Origin of the sequence: Aurantiacibacter gilvus, assembly GCF_038289935.1 — a bacterium.
Lineage (GTDB): Bacteria > Pseudomonadota > Alphaproteobacteria > Sphingomonadales > Sphingomonadaceae > Alteraurantiacibacter > Alteraurantiacibacter gilvus.
This window is the reverse complement of sequence record NZ_JBBYHV010000002.1, coordinates 235,119-260,395: the sequence shown is the minus strand read 5'-3', so window position 1 is coordinate 260,395 and position 25,277 is coordinate 235,119. Positions and strand designations below refer to the sequence as shown.

Below are 25,277 nucleotides of genomic sequence, written 5' to 3'. Positions count from 1 at the left end.
CATAGTCCGGTCCATGAGCAAGATTGCAATTCGCGCCACCCTGATGGCCGCCGCCCTCATCGCCTCTCCGCTCGCCGCACAGGACACGCCCGAAGAGGTGGCCATGGCCGCGCTCGAAGCCGCGCCGGTGTGGGATGGCCACAACGACGTGCCGGGACGCCTGCGCGGGCAGCATGGCAACGTGCTGGCCGACTTCGACTTCCACGACACGCTGGACGGAGACGAGTGGTCGCCCGGCCAGATGCACACGGACCTTGCCCGCCTGCGCGAAGGCATGGTCGGCGCGCAGTGGTGGTCGGTCTATGTCTCCGCCAGCCTCGAAGAGCCGGTCGCGGTGCAGACCACTATCGAGCAGATCGACATTACCAAGCGGCTGGTCGAAGCCTATCCGGAAGACCTGATGCTGGCGCTCACCGCCGACGATGTGGAAGCCGCCATGGCCAGCGGCCGCATCGCCTCGCTGATCGGCATGGAGGGCGGCCACTCGATCGGCTCCAGCCTCGGCACGCTGCGGCAGATGTACGACCTTGGTGCGCGCTACATGACCATTACCCACTCGCGGAACACGCCTTGGGCCGACAGTGCTACGGCTGACCCGGAGCATGGCGGCCTCACCGACTTCGGCGTGCTGGTGGTGCGCGAAATGGCGCGGCTGGGCATGCTGGTGGACCTGAGCCACGTCTCTGCCGAGACCATGCACGATACGCTCGACGTGGTCGGTGCGCCGGTGATCTTCAGCCACTCGGGCGCGCAGGCCGTGAACGGCCATGCGCGCAACGTGCCGGATTCTGTGCTCGAACGCCTGCCTGAGAACGGCGGCATTGTCATGACGGTGGGCCTGCCGGGCTATCTCAGCGAGACCCAGCGCGTCTGGTACGCCGCGCGGCAGGCCGAGCAGGCGCGGCTGGAGGCATGGTGGCAGGGTCGCCCTGACCTGGTCGAGGCCGGATTGGCCGAATGGGATGAGGCAAATCCCACGCCGGACGCGACGATTTCCGACTGGGCCGACCATATCGACCACGTGCGCGAGGTGGCGGGGATCGACCACATCGGCATCGGCGGCGACTATGACGGCATGGCCAGCGGCCCTGTCGGCATGGAAGACGTGACCGGCTACCCGGCGCTGTTCACCGAACTGGCGCGGCGCGGCTATTCGCAGGACGACCTGGAGAAGATATCCTACCGCAACATGCTGCGGGTAATGCGCGGAGCCGAGGAATATGCTGCGGCCCACGCCGACGAGGCGCCGATCGAATACCCGGTCGGCTAGCCGAGCATCTCCAGTGTCGTGAGATCGCGCTCGCCGTCGTAGAACGCGTCCAGCGCCCGCGCGAATACCGCCGGATCGTCGGCGACCGCTTCGAACAGCGTCATCGCGCTCCTGAACTTGAGCGCGTCGGTGAAGCCCAGCACCTTGCGCGCAGAGCGCTTGTCGGCGTGTTCCAGCATGGCCGCGGTGCATTCGCGCAGCCGCGCACCCAGCAGAGGATGCGCGAGGTAGGCCTGCGCCTCCTCGCGTCCCGAAATACCGTAGAAATTGGCGGTGGAGGTCCGTCCCAGTCCGCGCAGCTGCGGGAAGACGAACCACATCCAGTGGCCGCGTTTGGCGCCGCTCCGCAGCTCTTCCAGCGCTTGCCGGTAGACCGGCGCCTGCGCCTCGACAAAACGTTCGAGGCCGAATGCGTCGGTCACCGCGTCAGGCGAAGAAAGCCGAAGCGTTTTCCAGCATGTCGGCTGCGCCGTAGTCGCCGCCGCTGTCAGGCGCCATGGCCGGAGCCACGAACAGGATAATGACGAAGATCAGGATGAGTGAAATCATGCTGATGAGCAGTACCCAGCGCACCACGCCCGGCTTGCGACCGGCCGAAGCGTCCTGCTCGTCGATGTGGATCTGGCCGTTCTCTTCTTCGCTCATGTTCGATTCTCCCGATTCTGGGGTACTGTACTGCAACGGCTCGCAGAGGCAAAAGTTTCGCCTGCTCGCGAGGAACTCAGTCGCGCAGAAGCTCGTTGATGCCGGTCTTGGAACGGGTCTGCGCGTCCACCGTCTTGACGATGACGGCGCAGTAGAGGCTGGGGCCGGGCGTGCCGTCGGGCAGCGGCTTGCCGGGCATCGAGCCGGGCACGACCACGGCATAGGGCGGCACCTTGCCATAGTGGACCTCGCCAGTGGCGCGATCGACGATCTTGGTCGAGGCGCCGATATAGACACCCATCGACAGCACCGCGCCTTCACCGATCACCACGCCTTCAACCACTTCGCTGCGCGCGCCGATGAAGGCGCCGTCCTCGATGATCACCGGTCCGGCCTGTAGCGGTTCCAGCACGCCGCCGATCCCGACGCCGCCGGACAGGTGCACGTTCTTGCCGATCTGCGCGCAGGAGCCGACCGTGGCCCAGGTATCGACCATTGTGCCTTCGGCGACGTAGGCACCGATGTTCACGAAACTGGGCATCAGCACGGTGTTGCGGCCGATAAAGCTGCCGCGACGGACCACGGCACCGGGCACCACGCGGAAACCGGCCTCGGCAAAGCGGGCCTCGCCCCATCCGGAAAACTTGCTCGGCACCTTGTCATAGGCGGGGGCACCGGCCGCGCCATTGTCCACCACGCGATTGTCGTTGAGGCGGAAGGACAGCAGCACGGCCTTCTTCAGCCACTGGTTGACGGTCCAGCCGCCGTTGCCGTCAGGCTCGGCCACGCGGGCTTCGCCGCTGTCGAGCAGGGTGAGCGCCTCTTCCACCGGCCCGCGCACGTCGCTGCTGGCGGGCGTGACTTCGGTGCGGTTTTCCCAGGCCTGTTCGATGGTGGCGATAAGGTCGGCGGACATTGTGAAAGCTCCCTGTGGTCGGAATCGAAGGTCTCGTCGCTCCGTTTGCAGCGCGGCTAGCGGCTTGCGCCCCAGTGCACAAGCGCGCAACTTCTGTGGGCTATTCGCCGATATTCAGCAATCGTTAGACCAAGCCCGGGCAGGCAGGCCCCAAGTATGAGGGACCCAAGTGGGACACGGTAGGCGCACAGGCAGCTGGAAAAGCTGGCACGGGGCATCCCTGGTGGTGGTGGCCGCGCTATTGACCGGCTGCGGCGGCGGCAACAGCCCGGTCATCTCCGCACCGGCACCGACACCTGCTCCAACGCCTGCTCCGACGCCAACGCCAAGCCCCACACCCAGTCCCACACCAACGCCCACCAGTGCCGCTTTCCCGGTCGTGCCGGTGCCCGCCCAGTTCAACACGCCGGAATTCCGCTTGTCGGACGGGCCGGGCCAGCACAATGCCGTGGCGGCATGGGAGCAGGGCTTTGCCGGGGACGGCGTCACCATCGCGGTGATCGACACCGGCGTCGACCCCGACAACCCCGAATTCGCCGGGCGCATCTCGCCCGCCTCGACGGACATTTTCGGCACCCGCGGGATCGAAGGGACGGACGATCACGGCAACCTCGTGTCGCTGGTGGCCGCAGCAGGACGCAACGGGACCGACATCCTCGGCATGGCCTGGGAAGCGACCCTGCTGGCGATCCGCGCGGACGAGCCGGGCAGCTGTGCGGGCGACAATCCGCAGAATGCCAACTCCGAATGCGGCTTCACCGACACCGCCATTACCCAGTCGATCGACCATGCCGTCGCCAACGATGCCAAGGTGATCAACATCTCGCTCGGCGGCCCCGGCGGGATTACGGCGGCGTTGGAATCCGCGATCCAGTCGGCGGTGAACGCCGGCGTGCTGGTGGTCGTGGCGGCCGGCAACGACGGGCAGGGCGAACTGACGGCCTTTGCCCGGCAGATGGGCAATGCGGGCAGCGGCGGGGTGATCGTGGTCGGATCGGTCGACGAGACTTACCAGATATCCGACTTCTCCAACCGCGCGGGGGCGAACACGCAATTCTTCCTCGCTGCTCGCGGCGAGGCGATCTGCTGCGTCTACGAGAACGGCACGATCTTTGTCGACAACGAGGGGTTCGCCTACCTCTTCTCGGGCACCAGTTTTGCCGCACCGCAGGTGGCAGGCGCAGCAGCGCTGCTGGCGCAGGCCTTCCCGCACCTGACCGGCACCGAGATTGCCGAAATCCTGCTGCGCACGGCTTTCGACGCCGGGGCCATGGGTGATGACGGGGTCTATGGCCGGGGCATCCTCGACATCAATGCGGCCTTCGAGCCGGTCGGCACCACCCAGCTGGCGGGCGAGTCCATCGCCATGGCACTGGGCGACAGCACGGCCACCTCCTCGCCGGCCATGGGCGATGCCTTCCGCACGGCCTCGCTGCCTGCCGTGGTGACCGACGAATACCGCCGCGCCTTCTCGACCAACCTTGCCGGAACCCTGCGCGGGGCGGACTTGCCGCAGCGCCTGCACGGAGCGCTGGCCATGTCCAGCCGCAGCATCTCTGCGGGGTCCGGAAGCGCCAGCGTGGCCTTCTCCATCGACGCGACCGGCCGCGAGCCGCCGCGCGCGCGGGCGCTGCAGCTGCGCAGCGAGGACGCCGAACAGGCGCGGGTGCTGGCCGCTCGCGTCGCCCTGCAACTGGCGCCGGACCTGCAACTCGGCTTCGGCTACCGGCAGGGAGCCGAAGGACTGGTCGCCGGGCTGCAAGGGCGCGAACGTCCCGCCTTCATGATCGCTGAGAGCGGCGCGGGGGAAAGCGGCATGCTGGCCGAGACCGACAGCGCCATTGCCTTGCGCCGCCAGCTGGGCAGCTGGGGCCTGACAGTCAGCGCCGAGAACGGCTCCACCATTACGGCAGCCAATGAACGCCGGGCGGCGCAATTGCTCGGGCAGCGGAGCGCGGAAGACATTTCGCGGCTCGCCTTGGCGCTCGACCGGCAATTCGGCCTCGTCGATTCTGCGCTGGGTGTGACCTTGCTCAGCGAGGATCGCACCGTGCTAGGCGCGCGGTTCCACGAGGGCTTCGGCCTCGCGGGCAGCGATACCCTGTTCCTCGACGCCGATCTCGGCTGGCACTTTGCCCCTGAGTGGCGGCTTGGCGCGGCGTACCGGCAAGGCTTCACCCGTCTGCGCAGCGCGCCCCTGCTGGCGCAGGGTCCGGACCTGACGAGCAATGCCTGGTCGCTCGACCTCGAGCGGCGCGGGGTATTCGCGGGCAATGACGCGCTGGCTTTCCGCCTGTCACAGCCGCTGCGGGTCGCCGCGGGCGGGATCACGCTCAACCTGCCGGACAGCTTCAGCTACGAAACGCTGAGGCCCACCTATGCAGCGCAATATCTCAGCCTCTCGCCGCAGGGCCGCGAACTGGCGAGCGAACTTGCATGGCGCGGCTGGTTCGGCGGCGGCAATGCCATGGTCAGCCTGTTCTACCGCCGCGAGCCTGGCCACTACGACGCCGCGCCGGACGATGCGGGCGTGGCGCTCCGCTGGAGCCGTCGCTTCTAGCTCATCAGCTTGCGGGTAAAGTCCACCAGTCCGACCTGGCGTGCGCGCTTCATGCGCTCGGCTTCGAGGATGGTCAGCACCTTGTGGTAGCAGGCCTCGATATCGTCGTTGATCACGACATAGTCGTAGCCGTCCCAGTGGCTGATCTCGAACCGCGCGCGGTCCATCCGGCCACGGATCACGTCCTCGCTGTCGGTGCCCCGGCTGCGCAGGCGGTGTTCCAGTTCCTCGATGCTCGGCGGCAGCAGGAAAACCCGCACCACGTCCACTTCCATGCGCTGGTACAGCTGCTGGGTGCCTTGCCAGTCGATGTCGAAGAGGAAGTCCTCGCCCGCCTTCAGGCCGGCCTTGATCTGCGCCTTGGGCGTTCCGTAGCTGTTGCCGAAGACCACGGCCCATTCGAGGAATTCGCCGGCCTCGACCATTTCGTCAAACTTGGCCTGGTCGACGAAGATGTAATCCTTGCCTTCCACTTCGCCGGGCCGCTTGGGCCGGGTGGTGACGGAGACCGACAGGCCCAGCCCGTCCACTTCGGCCAGCAGCTTGCGCGCGATGGTGGTCTTTCCCGTGCCCGAAGGCGAGGAAAGGATGAACATCAGCCCCCGGCGGGGCAGTTGGGAAGTGGAGTCGGCCATGCAGTGCTATTGCGCGGGGCGGGGGCCAGTATCAACCCTCTGGGGTATGCGTTTCCTCTGCCGCCTGTTCCAGCAGCTGGGTATCGCCCTTGCGCCGGTTGGCGCGGCGCGTCTTGGCGCTGTCGTATAGCAGCTTGCCGACAATGCCGGTGCCGACGATGGCCGCGCCGGGGATCGACTTGCGCGCGAACTTGGCCACGGCCACCGCGCCAAGCGTGCGCAAGGCCGAGCGGTTGTCGACGATGGCATTGGCGGTATCGGGGTCGTAGCGGTTCTTGAGGAAGGCCTTTTCCACCCCGGTGCGCAGGAAGCTGGTGCCGATGCGGATGACGATGTCGGCCAGCAGGAGGTTGGTGGCGGGATTCTCGCTCGGGCCGGGCAAGGCAGGCTTGCCGGCCCGCTCGCGCACGCGGCGGCGTACTTCCTCGCGGCTCAATTCTTCGCTCATCTGTGCCCCCCATGGAATCCGCAATGGTGGCGGGAATGGATCGGTTACTTCTTCTTACCGAAATCCACGGTGACGACATTCGATCCATCTTCGCTCGAAACGGCGACATCGTCATCGTCCGGCGTGTCGTTTTCGGCATCGTCGTGCAAGGCCGGCTCGACGTCTTCGGCTGCCGCCTGGAACTGCAGGCCGAAATCGACCGCCGGATCGACGAAAGCGGTGATTGCCGAGAAGGGAATGTCCAGCTTCGACGGGATCTGGTTGAAGCTCAGCCCCACGGTGAAACCGCGATCGGAAACATTCAGGTCCCAGAACTTGTTCTGCAGGACGATGGTCATCTCGTCGGGAAACCGTTCACGCAGGGCCGCGGGAATTTCCACGCCGGGCGCGCCGGTCTTGAAGGTTATGTAGAAATGATGGTTGCCCGGCAGCGTGCCGCCATCGCGTTCCACCGTGCCGAGCACACGCCCTACCACGGCGCGAAGCGCCTCCTGTACGATCTCGTCGTACGGTATCAGGCTGTCGGGTGCATCGTCGCTCATGGGCGCTAGGTGACGTCGCAGCGAGGCAAAATCAAGCCGGAATCGGCGGGATTCGCCCTCTTCGCCGCTTGCGCGTGCCCGTTATCCGCCTATAGGCATGCCCCCATGCGAACCGGGCGAACAGAGCGAAAAACGGCCGAAACCGACATCCTCGTCGAGGTAAATCTCGACGGGTCGGGGAAATACGACATATCCACCGGAATCGGCTTCCTTGATCACATGGTGGAGCAGTTTTCACGCCATTCGCTGATCGACGTGACGCTGAAGGTGCAGGGCGACCTGCATGTCGACCAGCACCACACCACCGAAGACAGCGCCATCGCGCTGGGGCAGGCGCTGTCCGATGCGCTCGGCGACAAGGCCGGGATCGGGCGTTATGGCGAGGCACACTCGCCGATGGACGAGACGCTGGCCCGCGTCGTGCTGGATATCTCCGGCCGCCCCTACTTGGTGTGGAAAGCCCGCTTCACGCAGGAGAAGCTGGGCGAATGGGATACCGAGCTGATCGAGCACTGGTTCCACTCGGTGGCGCAGTCCGCCGGGCTGACGCTGCACTGCCAGGTGCTTTACGGCCAGAACAACCACCACATCTGCGAAGCGCTGTACAAGGGCTTTGCCCGCGCCATGCGGCAGGCGGTGGAACTGGACCCGCGCAAGGGCGGGGCCGTACCCAGCACCAAGGGGCAGCTGGGTGGCTGAACGGCGACAGCCGCAAGGGCGACCGCCCGCCCGCAGCGGGCGCAGCTCGCCTGCGCATCGAGCGAGGACCGCGCGCCCGGAGGGGCGTGCGGAAAACGACAATGGCTGAGGCCATTGCGCTCATTGATTACGGCGCTGGCAATCTTCACTCGGTTCACAACGCGCTGAAGGCGGCCGGGGCGGAGCACGTTACCGTCACCGACGATCCCGCGCTGGTGCGCGGTGCACACCGCATTGTCCTGCCCGGCGTCGGCGCCTTCAAGGCCTGCCGCGACGGGCTGTGGCACATCCCCGGCATGGTCGAGGCGCTCGAAGAGCGCGTGATCGAGGACGGTGTGCCCTTCCTCGGTATCTGCGTCGGCATGCAATTGCTCGCCACGCGCGGGCTGGAGCATGGCAGCCACAACGGGCTCGGCTGGATCCCCGGCGAGGTCAAGCTGATCGAGCGCACCGATCCCGAGATCAAGGTGCCGCATATGGGCTGGAACGACGTGATCCACGCCCACCACCACGACGGCAGCGAGCTGATCGAGGAGGGCGAGGCCTACTTCCTCCACTCCTACCACTTCCAGCCGGATGACGGGCACCACGTCGCCGCCATGACCGACCACGGCGGCGGGCTGGTGGCGGCTGTTGCCCGCGACAATATCCTTGGTGTGCAGTTTCACCCGGAAAAGAGCCAGCGCTACGGGCTGGACCTGCTCGCCCGTTTCCTCGAATGGGATCCGTCATGATCGTATTTCCTGCCATCGACCTGAAGGGCGGTGAAGTCGTGCGCCTTGCCGAAGGCGACATGGCCCGCGCCACCGTCTACGGCGATAACCCCGCCGCGCAGGCGCTGCTGTTTGCCGAAGCTGGCGCACAGCACCTGCACGTGGTCGATCTCGACGGCTCTTTCGCGGGCCGGACCGAGAACCGCGAAGCGGTGGAAGCCATTATCGAGGCCTTTCCCGGCTATGTGCAACTGGGCGGCGGCATCCGCGATGCGGCGGCGGTCGAGGGCTGGTTCAACCTCGGCGTGGCGCGCGTGGTGATGGGCTCGGCAGCGCTGAAGAACCCCGAATTTGTGAAGGACATGGCCCGCGAATGGGAAGGCGGCATCGTCGTCGCGGTCGACGCGAAGGACGGCATGGTTGCCACCGAAGGCTGGGCCGAAGTGTCCGACGTTCCCGTGGAAGACATGGCCCGCCGGTTCGAGGACGCCGGCGTTGCCAGCCTGCTGTTCACCGACATCGGCCGCGACGGGCTGCTGAAGGGCTGCAATGTCCAGGCGACGGTGGAACTGGCGCGCTCGGTCGATATCCCCGTGATCGCCAGCGGCGGCGTGAAGGGGCTGGACGACATCCACATGCTCGCGCTGCAGGCAGACCAGGGCATCGAAGGCGTGATTACCGGACGCGCGCTCTACGAGGGGCGCCTCGACCTCGCGACCGCGATTGCGCTGGCGAACCGGTGAGTGGGCTTATCAGCACAGCCGAGTTTATCGTGTTTGCGCTAATTGCAGCTTTGTCCGTGATCGAGCTTTTTTACGCATTTCGGACCAACGAGGTTTCAATCCTATCATTCCGTAAGCGCGCTAGTCGGTCTCGGCACCCTGTAGTGTTCTGGTCGCTGGTCGCACTTTGGGCAGCATTGCCTGTAGTGTTCTTCATTCCCTTGGTGACCAAATGACCGTCCGTATCCGCGTCATCCCCTGCCTCGACGTGGCCAATGGGCGCGTGGTGAAGGGTGTCAACTTCGTCGATCTCAAGGACGCGGGCGATCCGGTCGAGCAAGCGCAGGCCTATGATGCGGCGGGCGCGGACGAGCTGTGCTTCCTCGACATTTCCGCCAGCCACGAAGGGCGCGGCACCCTGCTCGATATCGTGCGGCGCACCGCGGAAGTCTGCTTCATGCCGCTGACCGTCGGCGGCGGCGTAAGCTCGGTTGAGGATGCGCGCGCGCTTTTGCTGGCAGGGGCCGACAAGGTCGCGGTCAATTCCGCGGCCGTGCGGCGTCCGGAAATCATGGCCGACATTGCCGAGAAGATGGGCAGCCAGTGCGCGGTCGCCTCGATCGACGCGCGGCGCGTGGGCGAGGGGCGCTGGGAAATCTTCACCCACGGCGGCCGCCGCGAAACCGGGATCGACGCGGTCGCACATGCCATCAAGCTGGCCGACCTCGGCGCGGGCGAACTGCTGGTCACCTCGATGGACGGCGACGGCACGCAGGCCGGTTACGACCTCGAACTGACCCGCACCATTGCCGATGCGGTCTCCGTGCCGGTGGTGGCGAGCGGCGGGGTGGGCAACCTCCAGCACCTCGTCGAGGGCGTCACCAAGGGCCACGCCAGCGCCGTGCTGGCCGCCTCCATCTTCCATTTCGGCACCCATACGATAGCCGAGGCGCATGCCGCCTTGCGTGCCGCTGGTCTCCCCGCGCGCAGCTAAAACGGTTCCGCTTCGGGACACTATTCTTTCGCCGATTGAAATCGAATAAAATCAGGCGCTTTGCAGCCTCATGCCATCGCGTCTCGCACTTGCAGCAATCGCTCTTTCCTCCGCGGCACCCGCATGGGCCAGCAGCGCAGCGCAGGTGCCCGAAGGCTCCGGCCTCACGCTCTTCGCGCTTGGCGCAGCGGGGGTGCTGATCGGCCGCCGCCTGTCGATGCGCAAGGCCGACAAGAAGAGTGGCGACGACAGCTGAACGCTTCCCTGCTTGACCGCAGGCCATGCAATCGCCCATTTGCAGCGGCGATGGACACATTGACCCGCCTCGAGCAGACCATTTGCCAGCGCATGGGCGCTGATCCCGCAACCAGCTATGTCGCCCGGCTCCACGCCAAGGGCTTGCCCAAGATCGCCCAGAAAGTGGGCGAGGAAGCCACCGAGACGGTGATCGCGGCGCTTGGCGGCGACAAGGCCGAACTGACCGGCGAGGCAGCGGACCTGCTGTTCCACCTGCTGGTGCTGCTCAACGCCAAGGGCGTGTCGCTGGCCGACGTCATCGCCGAACTCGACCGCCGCGAGGGCACTTCGGGCCTGGACGAGAAGGCTTCGAGGAGCGCGAACTGATGGCAATCGACCCCACCAAGCCCTACGACCCGGACAATATCTTTGCGAAGATCCTGCGCGGCGAGATACCGTGCAACAAGGTCTATGAAGACGAACATGCGCTCGCCTTCCACGACATCGCCCCGCAGGCGCCGGTGCACATCCTGGTGATCCCCAAGGGCCACTATGTCAGCTGGGACGACTTCTCCGAAAAGGCCCCGGCGGAAGAGATCGCCGGTTTCGTGCGCGCCGTGGGCCATGTCGCCCGCGAACAGGGCCTGCCCGTGCGCGGCTACCGCCTGCTGGCCAACGTGGGCCGTAACGGCGGGCAGGAAGTGCCGCACTTGCACGTCCACCTGTTCGGCGGCGGCCCGCTGGGACCGATGCTGGCTCGCTAGGCCGCATTTGCGAGTCGGTTCACCGATAAACGCTCTTTTTTTGGCGGCGCGCCACCTGTAAGCCGCCGTTCATCGATGGAAGAGCAATTGCAACCACCCTCCGGAAAAATCCAAGGGTCGCGCCACCTTTACCCGGTGCGCGTCTTCTTTGAGGATACTGACCTGTCCGGCATCGCCTATCACGCGAACTACCTGAAATGGTGCGAGCGTGCCCGTTCCGACATTTTGCGCCTGCTCGGCATAGACCAGCGCGCCGCCCACGAGGCGGGCGAGGGCTTCTATGCCGTCTCCGAAGCACAGATAAAGTGGCGCCGCCCGGCGCGCTTCGAGGACGAACTGCTGGTGGAAACCCGCGCGAGCCAGATTCGTGCGGCCAGCGCCCACATGTCGCAGAAGATCCTGCGAGGGGGTGAATTGCTGGCCGAAGTGGATATTGTGGCGGCTTTCCTGGGGCCTGACGGGCGCCCGCGCCGGCAGCCCGAGGCATGGCGTGCCGCCTTCCAAACCTTTGCCGAGAAAGAGTGAGAATGGACCTGCTGAATAGTCTTGCCGTTGCCGCCGCGCCGACCCGGCTCGATCCGGTCGAACTGTTCTTCGATGCCGACATCGTGGTGCAGGCGGTTATCGTCGGCCTGGTGCTGGCATCGGTCTGGGTCTGGGCGATCATCATCGGTTTCACCCTGCGCATGGGCAGGAGCAAGAGCCGCTCCGAAGCCTTCGAGGAAGAGTTCTGGACCCACGAGGACGTGGACTCGGTGCTCGACCTGAAGCGCCGCAAGGACAACCCCTCGGCCCGCGTGGCCGCTGCCGGCATCGCCGAGTTCCGCCGCAGCCACAAGTCGGGCCTGAAAGACCCCTCCGCCGCGCGCAGCCGTGTCGCCCAGGCGCTGGAAGGACAGGTGGCTTACGAGGCGGATACCATGGCCAACCGGCTCAACTTCCTTGCCACCACCGGCTCGGTCGCGCCCTTCGTGGGCCTGTTCGGCACCGTCTGGGGCATCATGAACAGCTTCTTCCAGATCGGCATGCAGCAGAATTCGTCGCTGGCCGTGGTCGCGCCCGGTATTGCCGAGGCGCTGTTCGCCACGGCGGTCGGCCTGTTCGCCGCCATCCCGGCGGTGATTGCCTACAACCGCCTGTCCAACAAGGTGAACGGCTACGAGGCCGGGCTGCAACGCTTTGCTGACCGCGTCCACGCGCAGATCAGCCGCGAGATGGAAGCCATCTGATGGGCATGGGGGTCATGTCCTCCTCCCGGCGCGGGCGCTCGGCACGGCGCGCGCCGATGGCGGAGATCAACGTCACGCCTTTCGTGGACGTGATGCTGGTGCTGCTGATCATCTTCATGGTCACCGCGCCGTTGCTGGCCAGCGGCGTGCCGATCGACCTGCCCGAAAGCAACGCCACCCCGCTCGACCAGGAGCCGGACCAGGTGACCATCGCGCTGGACGAGCAGGGCTTCATCTTCGTCGACGACGAGCTGGTGGAGCAGGCCGTGCTGCCGCAGGTGCTCGATAACCTGGCGGTATCGGCAGGCGGACAGCCGCCGCTGGTCAACCTGCGCGCGGATCGCAGCCTCGACTATGGCCGCGTCATGGCGGTGATGGGCGAACTGAACGCCGCGGGCTTCAATGCGATCTCGCTGGTGACGACCACGCCTGCTCCAACTTCGGCACCGGCTCCCGCGCCTGCGGCAGAGCCGGTCACCGACGGTTCAGAAGTCGGCGAATAGCTGTCAGGGCCATGGCAAAGACCGCCAACCTCACCAGCGAAGAAGGCGTCGGCATCGGCGTTGCCGTGGCATTGCACCTGGCGCTGGCCGCAGCACTGGTCTGGCACGCCACGCGCGAGCCGCCCTCGCTGGCGCCGCCCGAGCGTATCGAGGTGAGCCTGGCCACCGATATCAGCCTGGAAAGCACCGCGCCCGATCCCAGCGCCGAACCGGCAGCGGCCTCGGCGCAGCCGGAACCGGCAGAGGTGATGGAGGCGGAGCCGGAAGTCGCGCCCGCGCCGGTGGAGCGAACGGTCGAACGGCCTGTCACCACGCCGCCGCGCCGGACGACAGAGCGCAGCACGCCGACCCCGCAGCCCACCCGTACCACCGCGCCGCCGCCGGAACGCACGCCGCGTGACCTGTCGCGCGAGCTCGACCTGAACGGGCTGAGCCAGAATGATGGCGAGGAAGGTTCGCCCGGCGACCGTCCGAGCGCGCGCCAGCAGGCCAGCATCGATTCCGAGATCGTCCGCCAGCTCAAGCCGCACTGGAACCCGCCATCGGGGACCGAGGTGGAACGGCTGGTGACGGTCGTCCGTTTCCGCCTCAACCGCGACGGCTCGCTGCGCGGGAATCCGGAAGTCGTGTCCACGAACGGCGTTACGGCCTCGAACCGCGCCCAGGTGGGCCGACACCAGGAACAGGCGGTTCGTGCCGTCCGGCTGGCGGCACCTTTCAACCTGCCAGAACGGTTCTATTCCGGCTGGAGCGTGGTAACATCGAACTTTGATAACAGGTTGGCTCAATGACTCTGAAACTTGCCCTTGCTTCCGTCCTGATGCCGCTTGCTGCTTTTGTGGCCCTGCCCGCAGCGGCACAGCAGCTCGACCTGCCCGATGTCGAGGACACGGCGCAAAGCGGTGATGAGGAAGGGCAGGGCACGGTTGTCACTGTCACGGCGGACAGCTGGAACGACCTCGGCATTGCCATCGCCAGCTTTGCCACCAACCGTGACGTACCGACGCCGGCCAACTCCAGCGGCACGGCGGCGCTGGGGCTGGAACTGTCGCGCGTGGTCTACAACGACCTGCGCTTCAACGGCCTGTTCCGTCCGGTTGGCCCCGACAGCCTGCCGCGCCCCAGCTATGGCCAGATCACCGATCCGGCATGGGGCACCTGGCGCGGGCGTTCGGCCGAAATGCTGGTGCACGGCTATGTGCGCGCCAACGACGATGGCCGCCTGACGGTCGGCTGCTACCTCTACGACGTCGAGCTTGAAATCGAGCTCGTGCGCGAAGGCTGGGTGGTGAACCCCGGCGAATGGCGCCGCGCGGCGCACAAGTGTTCGGACCTCGTCTATTCGCGCCTGTCGGGCGAAGACCCGTTCTTCGACAGCCGCATCGCCTATATCGCCGAAACCGGCCCGCCCGAGGCGCGCATCAAGCGCCTCGCCATCATGGACAGCGACGGGGCCAACCACCGCTTCATCACCAATGGCCAGTCGACCGCGCTGACCCCGCGCTACTCGCCCGACTATTCGAAGATCGCCTACCTGTCCTACGTCGACGGCAACCCGCGCATCTATGTCTATGACATCGGCACGGGCCGACAGACGCTGGTGACCGAAAGCAGCAATCCCACCTTCGCCCCGCGCTGGAGCCCGGATGGCCGCTGGATCCTCTATTCGATGGCCATTGCCGGCAATACCGACATCTACCGCGTGCCCTCCTCGGGCGGCGGCCGGCCCGAACGGCTGACCTTCAGCCCGGCAATCGAGGTGGGCGGGTCCTACTCGCCCGACGGCAGCCGCATCGTCTTCGAAAGCGACCAGTCGGGCGCGCAGCAGTGCTACATCATGAATGCCGACGGTTCGAACCAGCGCCGGATCAGCTTCTTCGGCGGGCGCTGTGCAACGCCGGAATGGAGCCCGCGCGGCGACCAGATCGCCTTCACCCACATCGCCGGCGACTTCCACATCGCGGTGATGAACACCGACGGGCGCAACATGCGCACCCTTACCAATGCGTGGCACGACGAGGCGCCCACCTGGGCGCCGAACGGCCGCATCATCCAGTTCTTCCGGACCGAACGCGGAACGGGCAATACGTCGATCTGGCAGGTGGACCTGACCGGAGAAAACGAACGCCGCCTTCGCACCCCGGTGGGAGCGTCAGATCCGGCGTGGGGACCGGTTTTGCCATGAATGCGTTAGTTCCCCATAAGGGTCGCAAGAAACCCTGAATTGCTGCACCTGGTTCAAGGAGAGCCAAAACATGAAACGCCTTATTATTGCCGTTACGCTTACCAGCGCCCTGGCGCTCAGTGCCTGCAAGAAGGAACCGCCGGTGATCACGCCCGACGCGCCACAGGATACTGTCGCGCCGACGCCGACCCCGACGCCGACTGCAACCACGCCTGTGGGGCCGCAGCCGGGTTCGCAGTCGCACTTCTCTGCTGCCATGCAGGGTGCCGACACGATCTACTTCGACACCGACATGTACAACATCGACAACGAGGACGGGGCCGCCCTGCGCCGGCAGGCCGAATACCTGCTGCAGTTCAGCACTGCCCGCGCCACTGTCGAAGGCCATGCCGACGAACGCGGCACGCGCGACTACAACCTCGCCCTGGGCGAGCGCCGGGCCAATGCGGCGAAGAACTACCTCGTCAGCCTGGGCGTGCCCGAAAGCCGCCTGCGTACGGTGAGCTATGGTGAGGAACGTCCGGCAGCGACCGGTTCGACCGAGAGCGCCTGGGCACGCAATCGCCGTGCCGTGACGGTGATGATCGAACGCTGATTAGCGGATGATATCGAGCAGGCCCGTCACTGACGGGCCGGCAGCGGGCGCGGTGGCATAGGCTTCCGCGCCCGTTTGCGTCCGTGCCAATGGGTTCTGGGCCAGCGGGTTCGGCTGCATGGCCGTGGCCGTCAGCGAAAAGGCCGCCATCGCGAGGACGGAAAAGGTGGCGGAAATGGCGAGCTGCTTGCTCATGAGGACCTGCTGGTTGACTATGTCTGACTGGCAAATAGGCGCTGCCGCCCATATTGCAATGCAGCATTTTGCACCGAATTGTATCAATTGTGTGAAAGCCAATGTGCAAATACGGACAACAAGACCGGTTCACGTGAGCGCATGTCCTGCCTATATGGCGCCCATGCAGCATTGCGGAACAGACAGCTGATGGCGCGATCAGGCCGTTCGAACGACTGGGGTTTCCCCCGGTGGCGTGGTTATGAAGAAGGCCGCGAAGCCGTCGAGGTGCGCATCTGCGACCGCCACGGCTGCAACGAGCCGGGCAAGTGCCCTGCGCCCAAGAGCCCCAACAGCAAGGACCGTTGGTACTTCTGCGAGAAGCACGCCGCGGAATACAACAAGGGCTGGGACTATTTTGAAGGCCTCGACAAGGAAGAAGCGGCCCAGCGCGCCAAGAGCGAGCAGGCCGAAAACGCCGGCTATGCCGAGGCCCAGCACTACGGCTGGAGCGGCAGCGGCGACGGTTCGCGCAGCGCCGACGAGATGCGCGCGCTCGAAGTTTTTGAGTTGGAATCGGATGCCGATTTCGACGCGATCAAGCGCGAGTACCGCGCCCGCGCGAAGAAGGTACATCCCGACGTGAAACCCGGCGACAGGGATGCAGCGGACGAGTTCCAGAAGCTGCAGCTGGCCTATGAAGTCCTCAAGGCGGCGGAAGAGCGCCGCGAATGGAAAGGGTGAAAACCTTTCTTGCGCCTTTGGGCCCGCACTGCGCGCCGCACCTATCCAGCACATTTCCTGACGCGATGACGACGTCTCCAAACCCCCACGAAAGGTTCTAGAATGTCCCGCAAGATCCTGGCCTTTGCCGCCAGCAATTCCTCCGTCTCGATCAACCGCCAGCTGGTGGAATATGCCGCCTCGTTGCTGGAAGATGCGGAGATCGAAACGCTCGACATCCATGAATTCGAGATGCCGCTGTACCGGCACGACCGCGAGGAAGAATCGGGCATCCCCCAGCTGGCGCACGACTTCCGCGACCGGCTTGCTTCCGCCGACGCCCTGCTGATCGGCCTGGCGGAACATAACGGCCATTATCCGGCCGCCTTCAAGAACCTGTTCGACTGGTGCACGCGGATTGACCGCGACGTGTGGCAGGGAAAGCCGATGGTCCTGCTTGCCACCTCGGGCGGCCCGGGCGGCGCCGGGCGGGTGCTGGACATCGCCGCGACGGCTGCACCGGTCTTCGGCGGTGACCTGCGCGGGACCTGGTCACTGCCGCAGTTCTACGATGCCTTCGACATGGAAGCAGGCGAGCTGCACAATCCGGAGCATGTTACCGCGCTGAAGGACGTTCTGGCCAAGCTCTGACTCCGGCACCCCAGGCCCGCGCGCGGGTTTTGCCATAGCCATGGCATGGCCCCGCACATGCGGCTGGGCGAACACTGCTGGCGTGACTTGCGGGCGCAGCATGTCTCCATGCTGCCTCCCCCGATCGGCGGGTGAGCGCCATGCATCGCCCGCCATCGGGGAATCCTGCCGCATGTCATGGATCGCATCTTGATGCGGTCGCCAACCTTGCGGGGCGGCGATGCGACCCCCTTAGTCAAACCAGCGCCGCCCCGTTTTTGGTCAGAGCAGCGATCCGGCAGGCCTACTGCTGGCCGATGAAGCGGCCGACGAAGCGCCGGTCGTCGTCGTCATCTTCATTGCCGGTGACCGAGAAAATCAGGAGCAGTTCCTCGCGGTCGGGCCCGGCCAGGGCACCTGCGAAGTTACCGGCAAAATTGTTGTCGGTGTCGGTCAGGATGCCGGATACGACGCCGGTTGAGCCGAACACACCGCCGGTGACCGCGCCCGTATCGTTGGTCGTACGCTGGAACACCAGGGTGGTGGCCAGTTCCGGCGTGCCGTTCACGTCTTCGAAGATCTGGATCGTGCCGGAGATAGCATCGTTGGCCGCCAAGACGCTGATGGTGGCGTCGGGTGCGGAAATTGCGTCCGATGCTGTCGTCCCCGGGTCGCCGCCAACCACCTGCACCGTGCCATCATATTGAATGTCGGCGGTGATATCGTCTTCGGTCGTGATCCTGTTGAAGAAGAAGGCCGCGCGCGTGCCGCGCAGGGTGCCGTCGGTGGTGTCGCGGGTGAAATCCTGCGTCAGTTCGTAGTTCACCTGCATGATGTGCGCGAAGGGCAGCAGCATGGTCAGCTTCTCGCCAGCCCGCGCATAGTTGCGCTCCGTCGCCGTGACGCTGGCGAAATCGGTTGCGTCGAACACCACGTTGTCGGTGAGGTCGGGGAAGGCGAAGGTCACGCTTTCGGGATCGGTCAGGAACTGGATGCCGGCAGTGCCGTTCAGTCGCGCAGCACCGTTGAAGACTTCGTCCATCGACCCGTCGGGGGTGAAATAGGCGAAGGCGGCATTGGCGTTGCTGCTCTCAGCCGTGAAGGCCTCGGTGACGGAAAAGTCCACCTGCGAGCTGGTCGGCGTTGGCGTTGGCGTGCCCGTTCCCGAGTCGGTCGGTGTAGGCGTCGGGTTGGCGGTGTCGTCACCTCCGCAAGAGGTAACCAGGGCGCCAAGGGCGGCGACGCCGACAAAAAGAGCATATTTGCGCAGCACTGTAATTCCGTCCGTTTCCAAAAGCTTTTGGTGTGACCTTAGTCACTCGACCTTGCTCTTAGCTGTCCGGAAGCGGGCAGGGCAAGGTGCCAAATGTGTGGTTACACCGCTTCCAGCGCCTGTTCGAAGTCCGCGATCAGGTCATCGGGGTCTTCGATGCCGATGGAAATGCGCACCAGGTTGTCGGCAATGCCCAGCTCCGCGCGGCGGCCTTCGGGCACCGAAAGGTGCGTCATCGAGGCCGGATGGCTGGCCAGCGTTTCCGTGCCGCCAAGGCTGACGGCGAGCTTGGCCACCTTGAGCGCGTCGAGGAAGCGGAAGCATTCCGCCTCGCCGCCCCTGATGAACAGCGAGAAGGTGGAACCGGCGCCCAGGCAATGGCGATCATAGATGTCCTGCTGCCGCGCGTTCTCGATCATGCCGAGGTAGCCGAGGCCTTCGACCTTGGGGTGCGCCTTCAGCATGGCGCAGACCTTGGCCGCGTTCTCGCCGGCGCGCTGCATGCGCAGTTCGACGGTTTCGAGGCTGCGCAGCAGCATCCACGCGGTGTTGGGATCGGCGATGCCGCCCATGGTGTTGCGCAGCGCGCGGATCGCGTCGATCCAGCGCTTGTCGCCCGAGACCGAGCCCGCGACGAGGTCCGAATGGCCGCCGACGTACTTGGTGAGCGAGTAGACCACCAGGTCCGCGCCGTGTTCCAGCGGGCGCTGCCACAGCGGGCCGAGGAAGGTGTTGTCGATGGCGATGGGGCAGCGGTCCGCATCGAAGTGCGCATCGCGCGCGTCGCGGACGGCTTCGATATCGACCAGCGCATTGGTGGGGTTGCCCGGGCTTTCGAGGTAGATCAGCGGCACTTCGCCGCCCTGCTCCTCGGCCATGGCCTTGGCCTTTGTCATCACCGCGTCCAGCTCCTCGCGGCTGGCTCCGGCGGGGAAGGCGACATAGGTGACGCCGAACTTGGCCATGACCTTGGCGACGAAGCCTTCCGACGCGGCATAGAGCGGGCCGGAGTGCACGATCACGTCGCCGGCGTTGCAGGCGGCAAGGATCAGTACGGCGATGGCGGTCATGCCGGAAGAGAAGCACAGCGCGTCTTCGGCGCCGTCCCAGACCGCGAGGCGATCCTCGAGGATTTCCTGGTTCGGCCCGTTGAAGCGCGAATAGACGAGGCCTTCCGCCCCGCCCGGACGCTTGCCCGTGATGCCTTCGAAGTGCCGCTTGCCCGCTGCCGCGTTCTCGAAGGCGAAGGTGGAGGTGAGGAAGATCGGCGGCTTGAGCGAGCCTTCGGACAGCGCGGCGTCGTAGCCGAGGCCCATCATCAGTGTCGACGGCTTCAGCTCGCGACCGCCGATGGAGGGCACTTCGGGCTTGGGCTTGCGGCGCGGAGTGGGGGTGTCGACAGCGTTCAGTGGATCGTCGTGGTTGTCAGCCATGGTGCGGCTCCTTCCAAAGGTCTCACCCCTAGGAAGGCAGGGGATGGCAAGGAGTTCCGGGCCGCCCGCTCCTAACCTCCGCAGGAACGCCTCTGCCCGTTAATCCGGTTTCAGGTGTAATTATATTGGTGCCGCGCTTGGTGCAAGGGTCAGTTGACGAGTGGCGCCAGCGCAAACACCACGCCGACGATCAGGAAGATGCCTGCAATGTCGAGTGCAAGTCCGGCCTTGATCAGCTTGGGCAATTGCAGCCGTCCCGTCGCCCAGGCGATGGCATTGGGCCCGGTCCCGGCGGGCAGGACGAACCCCCAGCTGGCGGCCAGTGCCACGGGCAGGGCCAGCAGCAGCGGATCGCCGCCCAGCGCCACGGCCAGCGCGGCGACCACGGGCATGATGCCGCTGGCGGTGGCGACATTGCTGGCGAACTCGGTGATCAGCACAACCATGGCCACCAGCGCCAGCGCCACGACGATAAGCGGCAGGCCGGACAGCGGCAGCAGGGCCTCGCCCAGCCAGTCCGCCAGCCCGGTGCGCATCATCCCGCCAGCCAGCGCCAGCCCGCCGCCGAACATCAGCAGCACGCCCCACGGCGCGCGGTCGGCCTCGTTCCAGGCCAGCAGCCGCCTGCCGGTGCCGTCGGGCAGGACGAACAGCGCCACGCTGGCCGCGATGGCCACGGTGCCGTCGGTCAGTGATCCCGGCGGGAAGTAAGGCGCGACCCAGCCGCGCAGCATCCAGGCCACGAAGGTCAGCGCGATCACCGGCACCAGCCGCTTTTCGGCTTCCGTCCAAGGCCCGTGCGGATCGATGGCTTCGCGCGCGGCGGCAATGTCGAAGGGGTGATTGGCAATGTCCTGCACCTTGGCGATGATCCATGCCGCCAGCGGGATACCCACCAGCACCACGGGCACGCCGAACATGGCCCACTTGGCAAAGCTGATCTCGACCCCGGAAACATCGCGCAGCAGGGCCACGCCGATGGCATTGGTGGGCGAGCCGATGATCGTGCCGAGCCCGCCGATGCTCGCGGCAAAGGCGAGGCCCATCGGCAGCGCGCCGGACAGGCCTTCGGTCTCCGGTTCGCCGTCGCTTCGCGCCATGGTCCCACCTGCCAGCACCGCCAGCACCATCGGCATCATGATCAGCGTGGTGGAAGTGTTGGAGATGATGTTGGAGAGGATCGCCGCGGCCACCATGAAGCCCAGCAGCAGCCCGAACTCCCCGCCGCGCCCGCCGATCCGGTCGAGGATGAACACGGCCAGCCGCTTGTGCAACCCGGTACGTTCGATGGCGAGCGCCAGGAAGGCGCCGCCCAGCAGCAGGAAGATGATCGGGGAGTAGTAGTCGCTGGCCACATCACCCGCGTTGCCGCCGCCGGAGAAGGGCAGCACGACGAAAGGCAGCAGGCCGGTCACCGTCAGCGGCACGGCCTGGGTCATCCACCAGCTGGCCATCCAGCCAACCAGTCCCGCGACATGGAAGGCAGGGGCGGACATGCCCTCGGGAACGGGCAGCAGCACGGTCAGCGCGAACAGCGCCGGTCCCAGCCAGAAGCCGATGCGTGCGGCTGTCATCCGTGTTACCCTCCCGTATGCGGCAAACCTTACGGCGTGGCGCGCGCGATACAAGGAGGGGTTGATGGCAGACGGCAAGGTTGTGGGGATAGGTGGCCTTTTCATCCGCTCGGCAGACCCGGCAGCGCTGGCGGCATGGTACCGCGATCACCTCGGCATCGCCGCCACATGCAGCGGCGAACCCACGCCCGATGGCGAATGGGTATGGATGCAGCAGGCGGGGCCGACGGTCTTCTCCGCTTTCAAGGCTGACAGCGACTACTTCGCGGCAGACCGGCAGGTGATGCTCAACCTGCGGGTGGAGGGCCTCGACGCGCTGCTCGCGCGGCTGGAAGCGGCAGGAATCGCGATCAGCCACCGCGAAGCCATGGAAGGCGTGGGCGCCTTTGCCCGCGTGCACGACTGCGACGGCAACCCGGTGGAGCTGTGGGAGCCCTGATCTCCTGGCCAAAGCTCAGCTTGGCATTACGCTAGAAAGGGTAGGTTCCATTTACGGGAGCCCGCTCACATCTGCGCGGACAGATCAGAACAACGATAATCGAGGTCCGCCGTGTCCGTTTTTCCTACCCTCCCTTCGCTCCGTTTCGCCGCGCTTGCCGGTGCCGGTGTACTTGCGCTCGCCAGCGCGCCTGCCGCCGCGACTGACGGCTATTTCCTCAACGGTGTCGGGGCCAAGGCCAAGGGCATGGGCGGTGTCGGTATCGCCTTGCCGCAGGACGCCCTGACCGGCGCCAACAACCCTGCCACCATCAGCGCCATCGACAGCCCGCGCGCCGATTTCGGGGTCGAGGTCTTCGTGCCCGATCGCGGCGCGACCATCGAAGGCAATGGCGCAGGGCTGGACGGTTCCTACGACGGCAATGGCGCGAACCCCTTTGTCCTGCCCGAATTCGGCTATGTCCGCCCGCTGTCGGATGAGCTCACCTTCGCGCTCACGATCAACGGCAATGGCGGGATGAACACCGACTACGACAGCGGCAATCCCTATGCCGCCTTCGGCGCGCAGGGCGCTGCCGGGGTCGACCTGAAGCAGGTCTTCATCTCGCCCACGCTGGCCTACGAATTTTCCGAAGGCCATTCGCTGGGCGTTTCTGCGGTCGGCATGGTGCAGGGCTTCCGCGCGACCGGCATCCAGCCGTTCACCCAGGCTTCGGCCGACCCGGCCAATTTCACCGACAACGGCACCGACGTGTCCTTCGGCGCGGGCTTCCGCGTCGGCTACTACGGCGAGCTGACCGAGAACATTGCCATCGGCGCCTTCTATCAGTCGAAGGTCTGGGCGACCGAGTTCGACGACTACGCGGGCCTGTTTGCGGACCAGGGCGGCTTCGACGTGCCGGCATCCTACGGCGCGGGCATTGCCGTGCGTCCCACCGAACGGCTGGTGTTGGCGGCTGACATCAAGCGGATCGAGTATTCGGACGTGAACTCGGTCGGCAACCCGCTCGGTGTGCTGTTCACCGGCGTTCCCTTTGGCGGCGCCAATGGCCCCGGCTTCGGCTGGGACGACGTGACCGTGGTGAAGTTCGGCGCGGCCTACGACATTAGCGATGCCGTCACCGTGCGCGCCGGTTATGGCCGTTCGGACAACCCGGTGCCCGCATCGGAGACCTTCCTCAACATCCTCGCCCCCGGCGTGGTGCAGGACCACTTCACCGTGGGCGCCACCTGGCGCGCGAACAGCGGCACGGAAATCACCGCCTTCGCCATGCGCGCGCCGCGCAACGACGTGCTGGGCCAAGGGGCGATCCCCGCGCCCTATGGCGGCGGCGAGGCCAATGTCTTCCTGGCCGAGACCTCCTTCGGTCTCGAAGTCGGCTTCCAGCTCTAGCCCGCAGCGGCTGGCGGCAGCGCCAGCCGCACGACCGTTTCCTCGCCCTCGCGGTCAACGGTCAGCGTGGCGCCGATCGACTGCGCCCGCACCTCCATGTTCTCGAGGCCGCGACCACCCTGGCGCGGCCCCTTGAACGCCTGCCCATTGTCCCTGATTTCGACCGAGTCCGGCAGCAGCCGGGCAGAGATGCGGTCGCCGCTCGAATGTTTCAGCGCATTGGTGACGGCCTCCTGCAGCACGCGGAACACCTGCAGGATGTCACGCGCGCCGAGCGGCGGGAGATTGTCGCCGCTGTCGTCCGCGCACGCGAAGGCAAAGCCCGCGTCGTCGCAGCGCCGCCTGGCGCGCTCGCAGAACAGGGCGAAGGCGGTCTGCAGGTTGTCGCCCATCGAATCCATCGAATCGATCATCAGCCGCATCTCGTCGATGGCTGCCTGCAGGCCCAGGGCCATGCGCTCGCTGTCCATCCGCCCGCTGCGGGTCCCCAGCAGCAGCGACATCAGGCTGGAGCCGATGCCGTCGTGCATGTCGCGCATGATCCGGCGGCGTTCCTCCACCCGCGCCTGGTCGCGCAGCAGGCCCTTCTCCCGCTCGTGCGCCACGGCCAGTTCCTGCGTGCGTTCGGCCAGCTGCCCGGCCAGTTCCTCGTTCAATTGCTCGCGGCTGCGGAACAGGGCGAAATTGCGCTGGAAGAAGCCGATCACGAGCAGCAGCAGGACCAGTGGCTGGGTGGCGGAGAGGTAAGGGCGGTTCACGTCGTAGAGGATGATCGTGATCAGGTGGTAGGCCATCATCGAGGCCAGCAGCACCAGCGCTGCCGCCTCGATATATCGGCGCTCGTCCCGCTGGGTGGCAAAGTGCCAGACCAGCCGCGCGACCGTGGCGAAGGCCAGTGTCAGGCCGGCCCATTCGACCGCCGTTTCCACCACGTTGAAGGCAGTGTCGGAATAGGCGATGAACATGGCCCAGAAACAGGTCAGTGCCCCGGTGCCAAAGACGGCGAAGACGGCAGGCCGGTAAAGGCGCAGCCGCTTGCCGGACCAGGCATCGGCGAACACCGCCCAGGCCATGGCGAGGAAGATCGTGGCAATCCCGTAGTAGAACCCGCGGCCCGGCCCCACCAGGGGTAGCCACAGCCATTCGAAGAACAGGTTGTAGGCGGTCCACCCGGCACCCGCGAGGAACAGCCACTTCGGCAGGTCCCGGTCCCGCGCGCGCAGAGCAGCCAGCCCGGCAAACAGGGTGACGACGAAGACCATCACCGCGGTGATCAGCCGGTATTCCTCGATCGTGAAGGCGCGCCAGCGCGCGGCATCGGACAGGGCGACATATTCGCCGAGCACGGGCGGGTGGAAGTTCAGCTCGTGCGGCAGGGTCTGCAGGTAGATGCCGGTGATCTCGTTCTCGCCCTCGCGCAGGGTCGATGGCGGGACCAGCAGCACTTCGCGCTGGTAGGCATGGTAGCTGGGTTCCTCCAGCGACATGGAGCCGGGAGCGTGGAACAGCTGGCCATTGGCAAACAGCCGCATGTTGTCGCCGCTCATCTGGTCCAGCATGGCGAGGCCCTGTTCGGGCACTTCGTCCAGCGTGAAGGTGGAGCGCACGGCATAGTAGCCGACCGGCAGGTTCAGCGGCTCGCGCGGGGCGGGCTGGTAGTCCGCATCCGGCAGGGCGTCGGCGCCGGGTGCTGCGACCGCGGCAAAGGTGAAGTCCTCGACTTCGACCAGCGGCGGGCTGTCATAGCCGGGCAGGACGATGGTGGGCACCATCACCAGCCAGAAGAAGGCTTGCAAGGCGGCAATCGCAACGAGCAGCCGCACCAGCTGGCTTCCTTGCACTGCGGTCTCGCTGGTCACAGTCGCCCCCCTTAACGCGCGAGCTGCCTCATCCCTGCCCGGTCGGGGCAAGGGTTTGGGCAATGATAGGGGAGGGTGCAAGTGCGACGCATGCCAAGGTTATGGCATGCGTCCCAATCACTT

At 66.0% G+C, this 25,277-nt stretch carries 30 protein-coding genes; 19 read left to right on the top strand and 11 right to left on the bottom strand.

Annotated elements, in window-relative coordinates:
- Nucleotides 1–13: 13 nt before the first annotated feature.
- A complete protein-coding gene (locus AAEO60_RS11150; RefSeq protein ID WP_341673788.1) occupies nt 14–1,270 on the top strand; it encodes a dipeptidase in 1,257 nt (418 codons plus the stop codon).
- On the opposite strand, the gene AAEO60_RS11145 is transcribed toward AAEO60_RS11150, so the two are convergent.
- The 3 genes from AAEO60_RS11145 to dapD all read right to left on the bottom strand — a co-directional run bounded on the left by AAEO60_RS11145 (nt 1,267) and on the right by dapD (nt 2,831).
- On the bottom strand, nt 1,267–1,692 hold the full coding sequence (locus AAEO60_RS11145; RefSeq protein ID WP_341673787.1) for a DUF1810 domain-containing protein: 426 nt from the start codon (nt 1,690–1,692) through the stop codon (nt 1,267–1,269). The genes AAEO60_RS11150 and AAEO60_RS11145 overlap by 4 nt on opposite strands.
- Before the next feature lie 4 nt (nt 1,693–1,696).
- Entirely contained in the window at nt 1,697–1,915 is a 219-nt protein-coding gene (locus AAEO60_RS11140; RefSeq protein ID WP_341673786.1) for a hypothetical protein, read from the bottom strand.
- A gap of 76 nt (nt 1,916–1,991) precedes the next feature.
- A complete protein-coding gene (dapD, locus tag AAEO60_RS11135; RefSeq protein ID WP_341673785.1) occupies nt 1,992–2,831 on the bottom strand; it encodes a 2,3,4,5-tetrahydropyridine-2,6-dicarboxylate N-succinyltransferase in 840 nt (279 codons plus the stop codon).
- 229 nt (nt 2,832–3,060) lie between these two features.
- On the opposite strand from dapD, the gene AAEO60_RS11130 reads away from it, so the two are divergent.
- The gene (locus AAEO60_RS11130; protein WP_341673784.1) at nt 3,061–5,391 is read left to right on the top strand and encodes a S8 family serine peptidase; all 2,331 of its coding nucleotides are present in this window, start codon (nt 3,061–3,063) and stop codon (nt 5,389–5,391) included.
- Here the strand turns inward: AAEO60_RS11130 and gmk are convergent.
- Genes gmk through AAEO60_RS11115 form a run of 3 tightly spaced genes read right to left on the bottom strand, consistent with a single transcriptional unit; the run spans nt 5,388 to nt 7,016 of the window.
- Nucleotides 5,388–6,026 (bottom strand): guanylate kinase, encoded by a 639-nt coding sequence (gene gmk, locus AAEO60_RS11125; protein WP_341673783.1) that lies wholly within the window; start codon nt 6,024–6,026, stop codon nt 5,388–5,390. The two genes, AAEO60_RS11130 and gmk, sit on opposite strands and share 4 nt — an antisense overlap.
- Before the next feature lie 31 nt (nt 6,027–6,057).
- Nucleotides 6,058–6,474, bottom strand: coding sequence for a hypothetical protein (locus AAEO60_RS11120; protein WP_341673782.1), 417 nt, complete (start codon nt 6,472–6,474; stop codon nt 6,058–6,060).
- A gap of 44 nt (nt 6,475–6,518) precedes the next feature.
- Nucleotides 6,519–7,016, bottom strand: a complete 498-nt coding sequence (locus AAEO60_RS11115) for an SspB family protein (RefSeq protein WP_341673781.1) — start codon at nt 7,014–7,016, stop codon at nt 6,519–6,521.
- Between the two features lie 105 nt (nt 7,017–7,121).
- On the opposite strand from AAEO60_RS11115, the gene hisB reads away from it, so the two are divergent.
- From hisB to pal, 13 genes are all read left to right on the top strand, one after another.
- Nucleotides 7,122–7,715: an imidazoleglycerol-phosphate dehydratase HisB gene (hisB, locus tag AAEO60_RS11110; protein ID WP_341673780.1), complete on the top strand. Its 594-nt coding sequence runs from the start codon at nt 7,122–7,124 to the stop codon at nt 7,713–7,715.
- Between the two features lie 101 nt (nt 7,716–7,816).
- Nucleotides 7,817–8,449, top strand: coding sequence for an imidazole glycerol phosphate synthase subunit HisH (hisH, locus tag AAEO60_RS11105; protein WP_341673779.1), 633 nt, complete (start codon nt 7,817–7,819; stop codon nt 8,447–8,449).
- Nucleotides 8,446–9,171 (top strand): 1-(5-phosphoribosyl)-5-[(5-phosphoribosylamino)methylideneamino]imidazole-4-carboxamide isomerase, encoded by a 726-nt coding sequence (gene hisA, locus AAEO60_RS11100; RefSeq protein ID WP_341673778.1) that lies wholly within the window; start codon nt 8,446–8,448, stop codon nt 9,169–9,171. The genes hisH and hisA overlap by 4 nt, the downstream gene beginning before the upstream one ends.
- A 211-nt stretch (nt 9,172–9,382) precedes the next feature.
- Nucleotides 9,383–10,144 carry an imidazole glycerol phosphate synthase subunit HisF gene (gene hisF / locus AAEO60_RS11095; RefSeq protein ID WP_341673777.1) on the top strand — a complete coding sequence of 254 codons (762 nt, stop codon included), beginning with the start codon at nt 9,383–9,385 and terminating at the stop codon, nt 10,142–10,144.
- Between the two features lie 70 nt (nt 10,145–10,214).
- Nucleotides 10,215–10,400, top strand: a complete 186-nt coding sequence (locus AAEO60_RS11090) for a hypothetical protein (RefSeq protein ID WP_341673776.1) — start codon at nt 10,215–10,217, stop codon at nt 10,398–10,400.
- A gap of 50 nt (nt 10,401–10,450) precedes the next feature.
- Complete coding sequence (locus tag AAEO60_RS11085) at nt 10,451–10,768, top strand: phosphoribosyl-ATP diphosphatase (protein ID WP_341673775.1); 318 nt, start codon at nt 10,451–10,453, stop codon at nt 10,766–10,768.
- Nucleotides 10,768–11,145 carry a histidine triad nucleotide-binding protein gene (locus AAEO60_RS11080; RefSeq protein WP_341673774.1) on the top strand — a complete coding sequence of 126 codons (378 nt, stop codon included), beginning with the start codon at nt 10,768–10,770 and terminating at the stop codon, nt 11,143–11,145. The genes AAEO60_RS11085 and AAEO60_RS11080 overlap by 1 nt, the downstream gene beginning before the upstream one ends.
- A 75-nt stretch (nt 11,146–11,220) precedes the next feature.
- Entirely contained in the window at nt 11,221–11,670 is a 450-nt protein-coding gene (locus tag AAEO60_RS11075) for a YbgC/FadM family acyl-CoA thioesterase (protein WP_341673773.1), read from the top strand.
- A 2-nt stretch (nt 11,671–11,672) separates the two neighbouring features.
- Complete coding sequence (gene tolQ, locus AAEO60_RS11070) at nt 11,673–12,374, top strand: protein TolQ (RefSeq protein ID WP_341673772.1); 702 nt, start codon at nt 11,673–11,675, stop codon at nt 12,372–12,374.
- Nucleotides 12,374–12,877 carry an ExbD/TolR family protein gene (locus tag AAEO60_RS11065; RefSeq protein WP_341673771.1) on the top strand — a complete coding sequence of 168 codons (504 nt, stop codon included), beginning with the start codon at nt 12,374–12,376 and terminating at the stop codon, nt 12,875–12,877. Before tolQ ends, AAEO60_RS11065 begins: the two co-directional genes overlap by 1 nt.
- A gap of 11 nt (nt 12,878–12,888) precedes the next feature.
- The gene (locus AAEO60_RS11060; RefSeq protein WP_341673770.1) at nt 12,889–13,668 is read left to right on the top strand and encodes an energy transducer TonB; all 780 of its coding nucleotides are present in this window, start codon (nt 12,889–12,891) and stop codon (nt 13,666–13,668) included.
- Complete coding sequence (tolB, locus tag AAEO60_RS11055) at nt 13,665–15,062, top strand: Tol-Pal system beta propeller repeat protein TolB (protein WP_423970160.1); 1,398 nt, start codon at nt 13,665–13,667, stop codon at nt 15,060–15,062. The genes AAEO60_RS11060 and tolB overlap by 4 nt, the downstream gene beginning before the upstream one ends.
- A gap of 70 nt (nt 15,063–15,132) precedes the next feature.
- Nucleotides 15,133–15,657 (top strand): peptidoglycan-associated lipoprotein Pal, encoded by a 525-nt coding sequence (gene pal / locus AAEO60_RS11050; protein WP_341673768.1) that lies wholly within the window; start codon nt 15,133–15,135, stop codon nt 15,655–15,657.
- Here the strand turns inward: pal and AAEO60_RS11045 are convergent, their stop codons facing one another.
- Entirely contained in the window at nt 15,658–15,852 is a 195-nt protein-coding gene (locus AAEO60_RS11045; RefSeq protein ID WP_341673767.1) for a hypothetical protein, read from the bottom strand.
- A gap of 189 nt (nt 15,853–16,041) precedes the next feature.
- On the opposite strand from AAEO60_RS11045, the gene AAEO60_RS11040 reads away from it, so the two are divergent.
- Together AAEO60_RS11040 and AAEO60_RS11035 are read left to right on the top strand one after the other, a co-directional pair.
- Nucleotides 16,042–16,575: a J domain-containing protein gene (locus AAEO60_RS11040; RefSeq protein WP_341673766.1), complete on the top strand. Its 534-nt coding sequence runs from the start codon at nt 16,042–16,044 to the stop codon at nt 16,573–16,575.
- A 102-nt stretch (nt 16,576–16,677) separates the two neighbouring features.
- On the top strand, nt 16,678–17,205 hold the full coding sequence (locus AAEO60_RS11035) for an NADPH-dependent FMN reductase (RefSeq protein ID WP_341673765.1): 528 nt from the start codon (nt 16,678–16,680) through the stop codon (nt 17,203–17,205).
- A gap of 283 nt (nt 17,206–17,488) precedes the next feature.
- Here the strand turns inward: AAEO60_RS11035 and AAEO60_RS11030 are convergent, their stop codons facing one another.
- From AAEO60_RS11030 to AAEO60_RS11020, 3 genes are all read right to left on the bottom strand, one after another.
- Nucleotides 17,489–18,457 (bottom strand): hypothetical protein, encoded by a 969-nt coding sequence (locus AAEO60_RS11030; protein WP_341673764.1) that lies wholly within the window; start codon nt 18,455–18,457, stop codon nt 17,489–17,491.
- Nucleotides 18,458–18,558: 101 nt separating this feature from the next.
- Complete coding sequence (locus AAEO60_RS11025) at nt 18,559–19,890, bottom strand: cystathionine gamma-synthase family protein (protein ID WP_341673763.1); 1,332 nt, start codon at nt 19,888–19,890, stop codon at nt 18,559–18,561.
- 149 nt (nt 19,891–20,039) lie between these two features.
- Nucleotides 20,040–21,464, bottom strand: a complete 1,425-nt coding sequence (locus tag AAEO60_RS11020; RefSeq protein WP_341673762.1) for an SLC13 family permease — start codon at nt 21,462–21,464, stop codon at nt 20,040–20,042.
- A gap of 64 nt (nt 21,465–21,528) precedes the next feature.
- Here AAEO60_RS11020 and AAEO60_RS11015 point away from each other — a divergent pair, with 64 nt between their 5' ends.
- Complete coding sequence (locus AAEO60_RS11015; RefSeq protein ID WP_341673761.1) at nt 21,529–21,903, top strand: VOC family protein; 375 nt, start codon at nt 21,529–21,531, stop codon at nt 21,901–21,903.
- 111 nt (nt 21,904–22,014) lie between these two features.
- On the top strand, nt 22,015–23,295 hold the full coding sequence (locus AAEO60_RS11010; protein ID WP_341673760.1) for an OmpP1/FadL family transporter: 1,281 nt from the start codon (nt 22,015–22,017) through the stop codon (nt 23,293–23,295).
- On the opposite strand, the gene AAEO60_RS11005 is transcribed toward AAEO60_RS11010, so the two are convergent.
- Entirely contained in the window at nt 23,292–25,118 is a 1,827-nt protein-coding gene (locus tag AAEO60_RS11005) for a sensor histidine kinase (RefSeq protein ID WP_341673759.1), read from the bottom strand. The genes AAEO60_RS11010 and AAEO60_RS11005 overlap by 4 nt on opposite strands.
- Between the last annotated feature and the right edge of the window lie 159 nt (nt 25,119–25,277).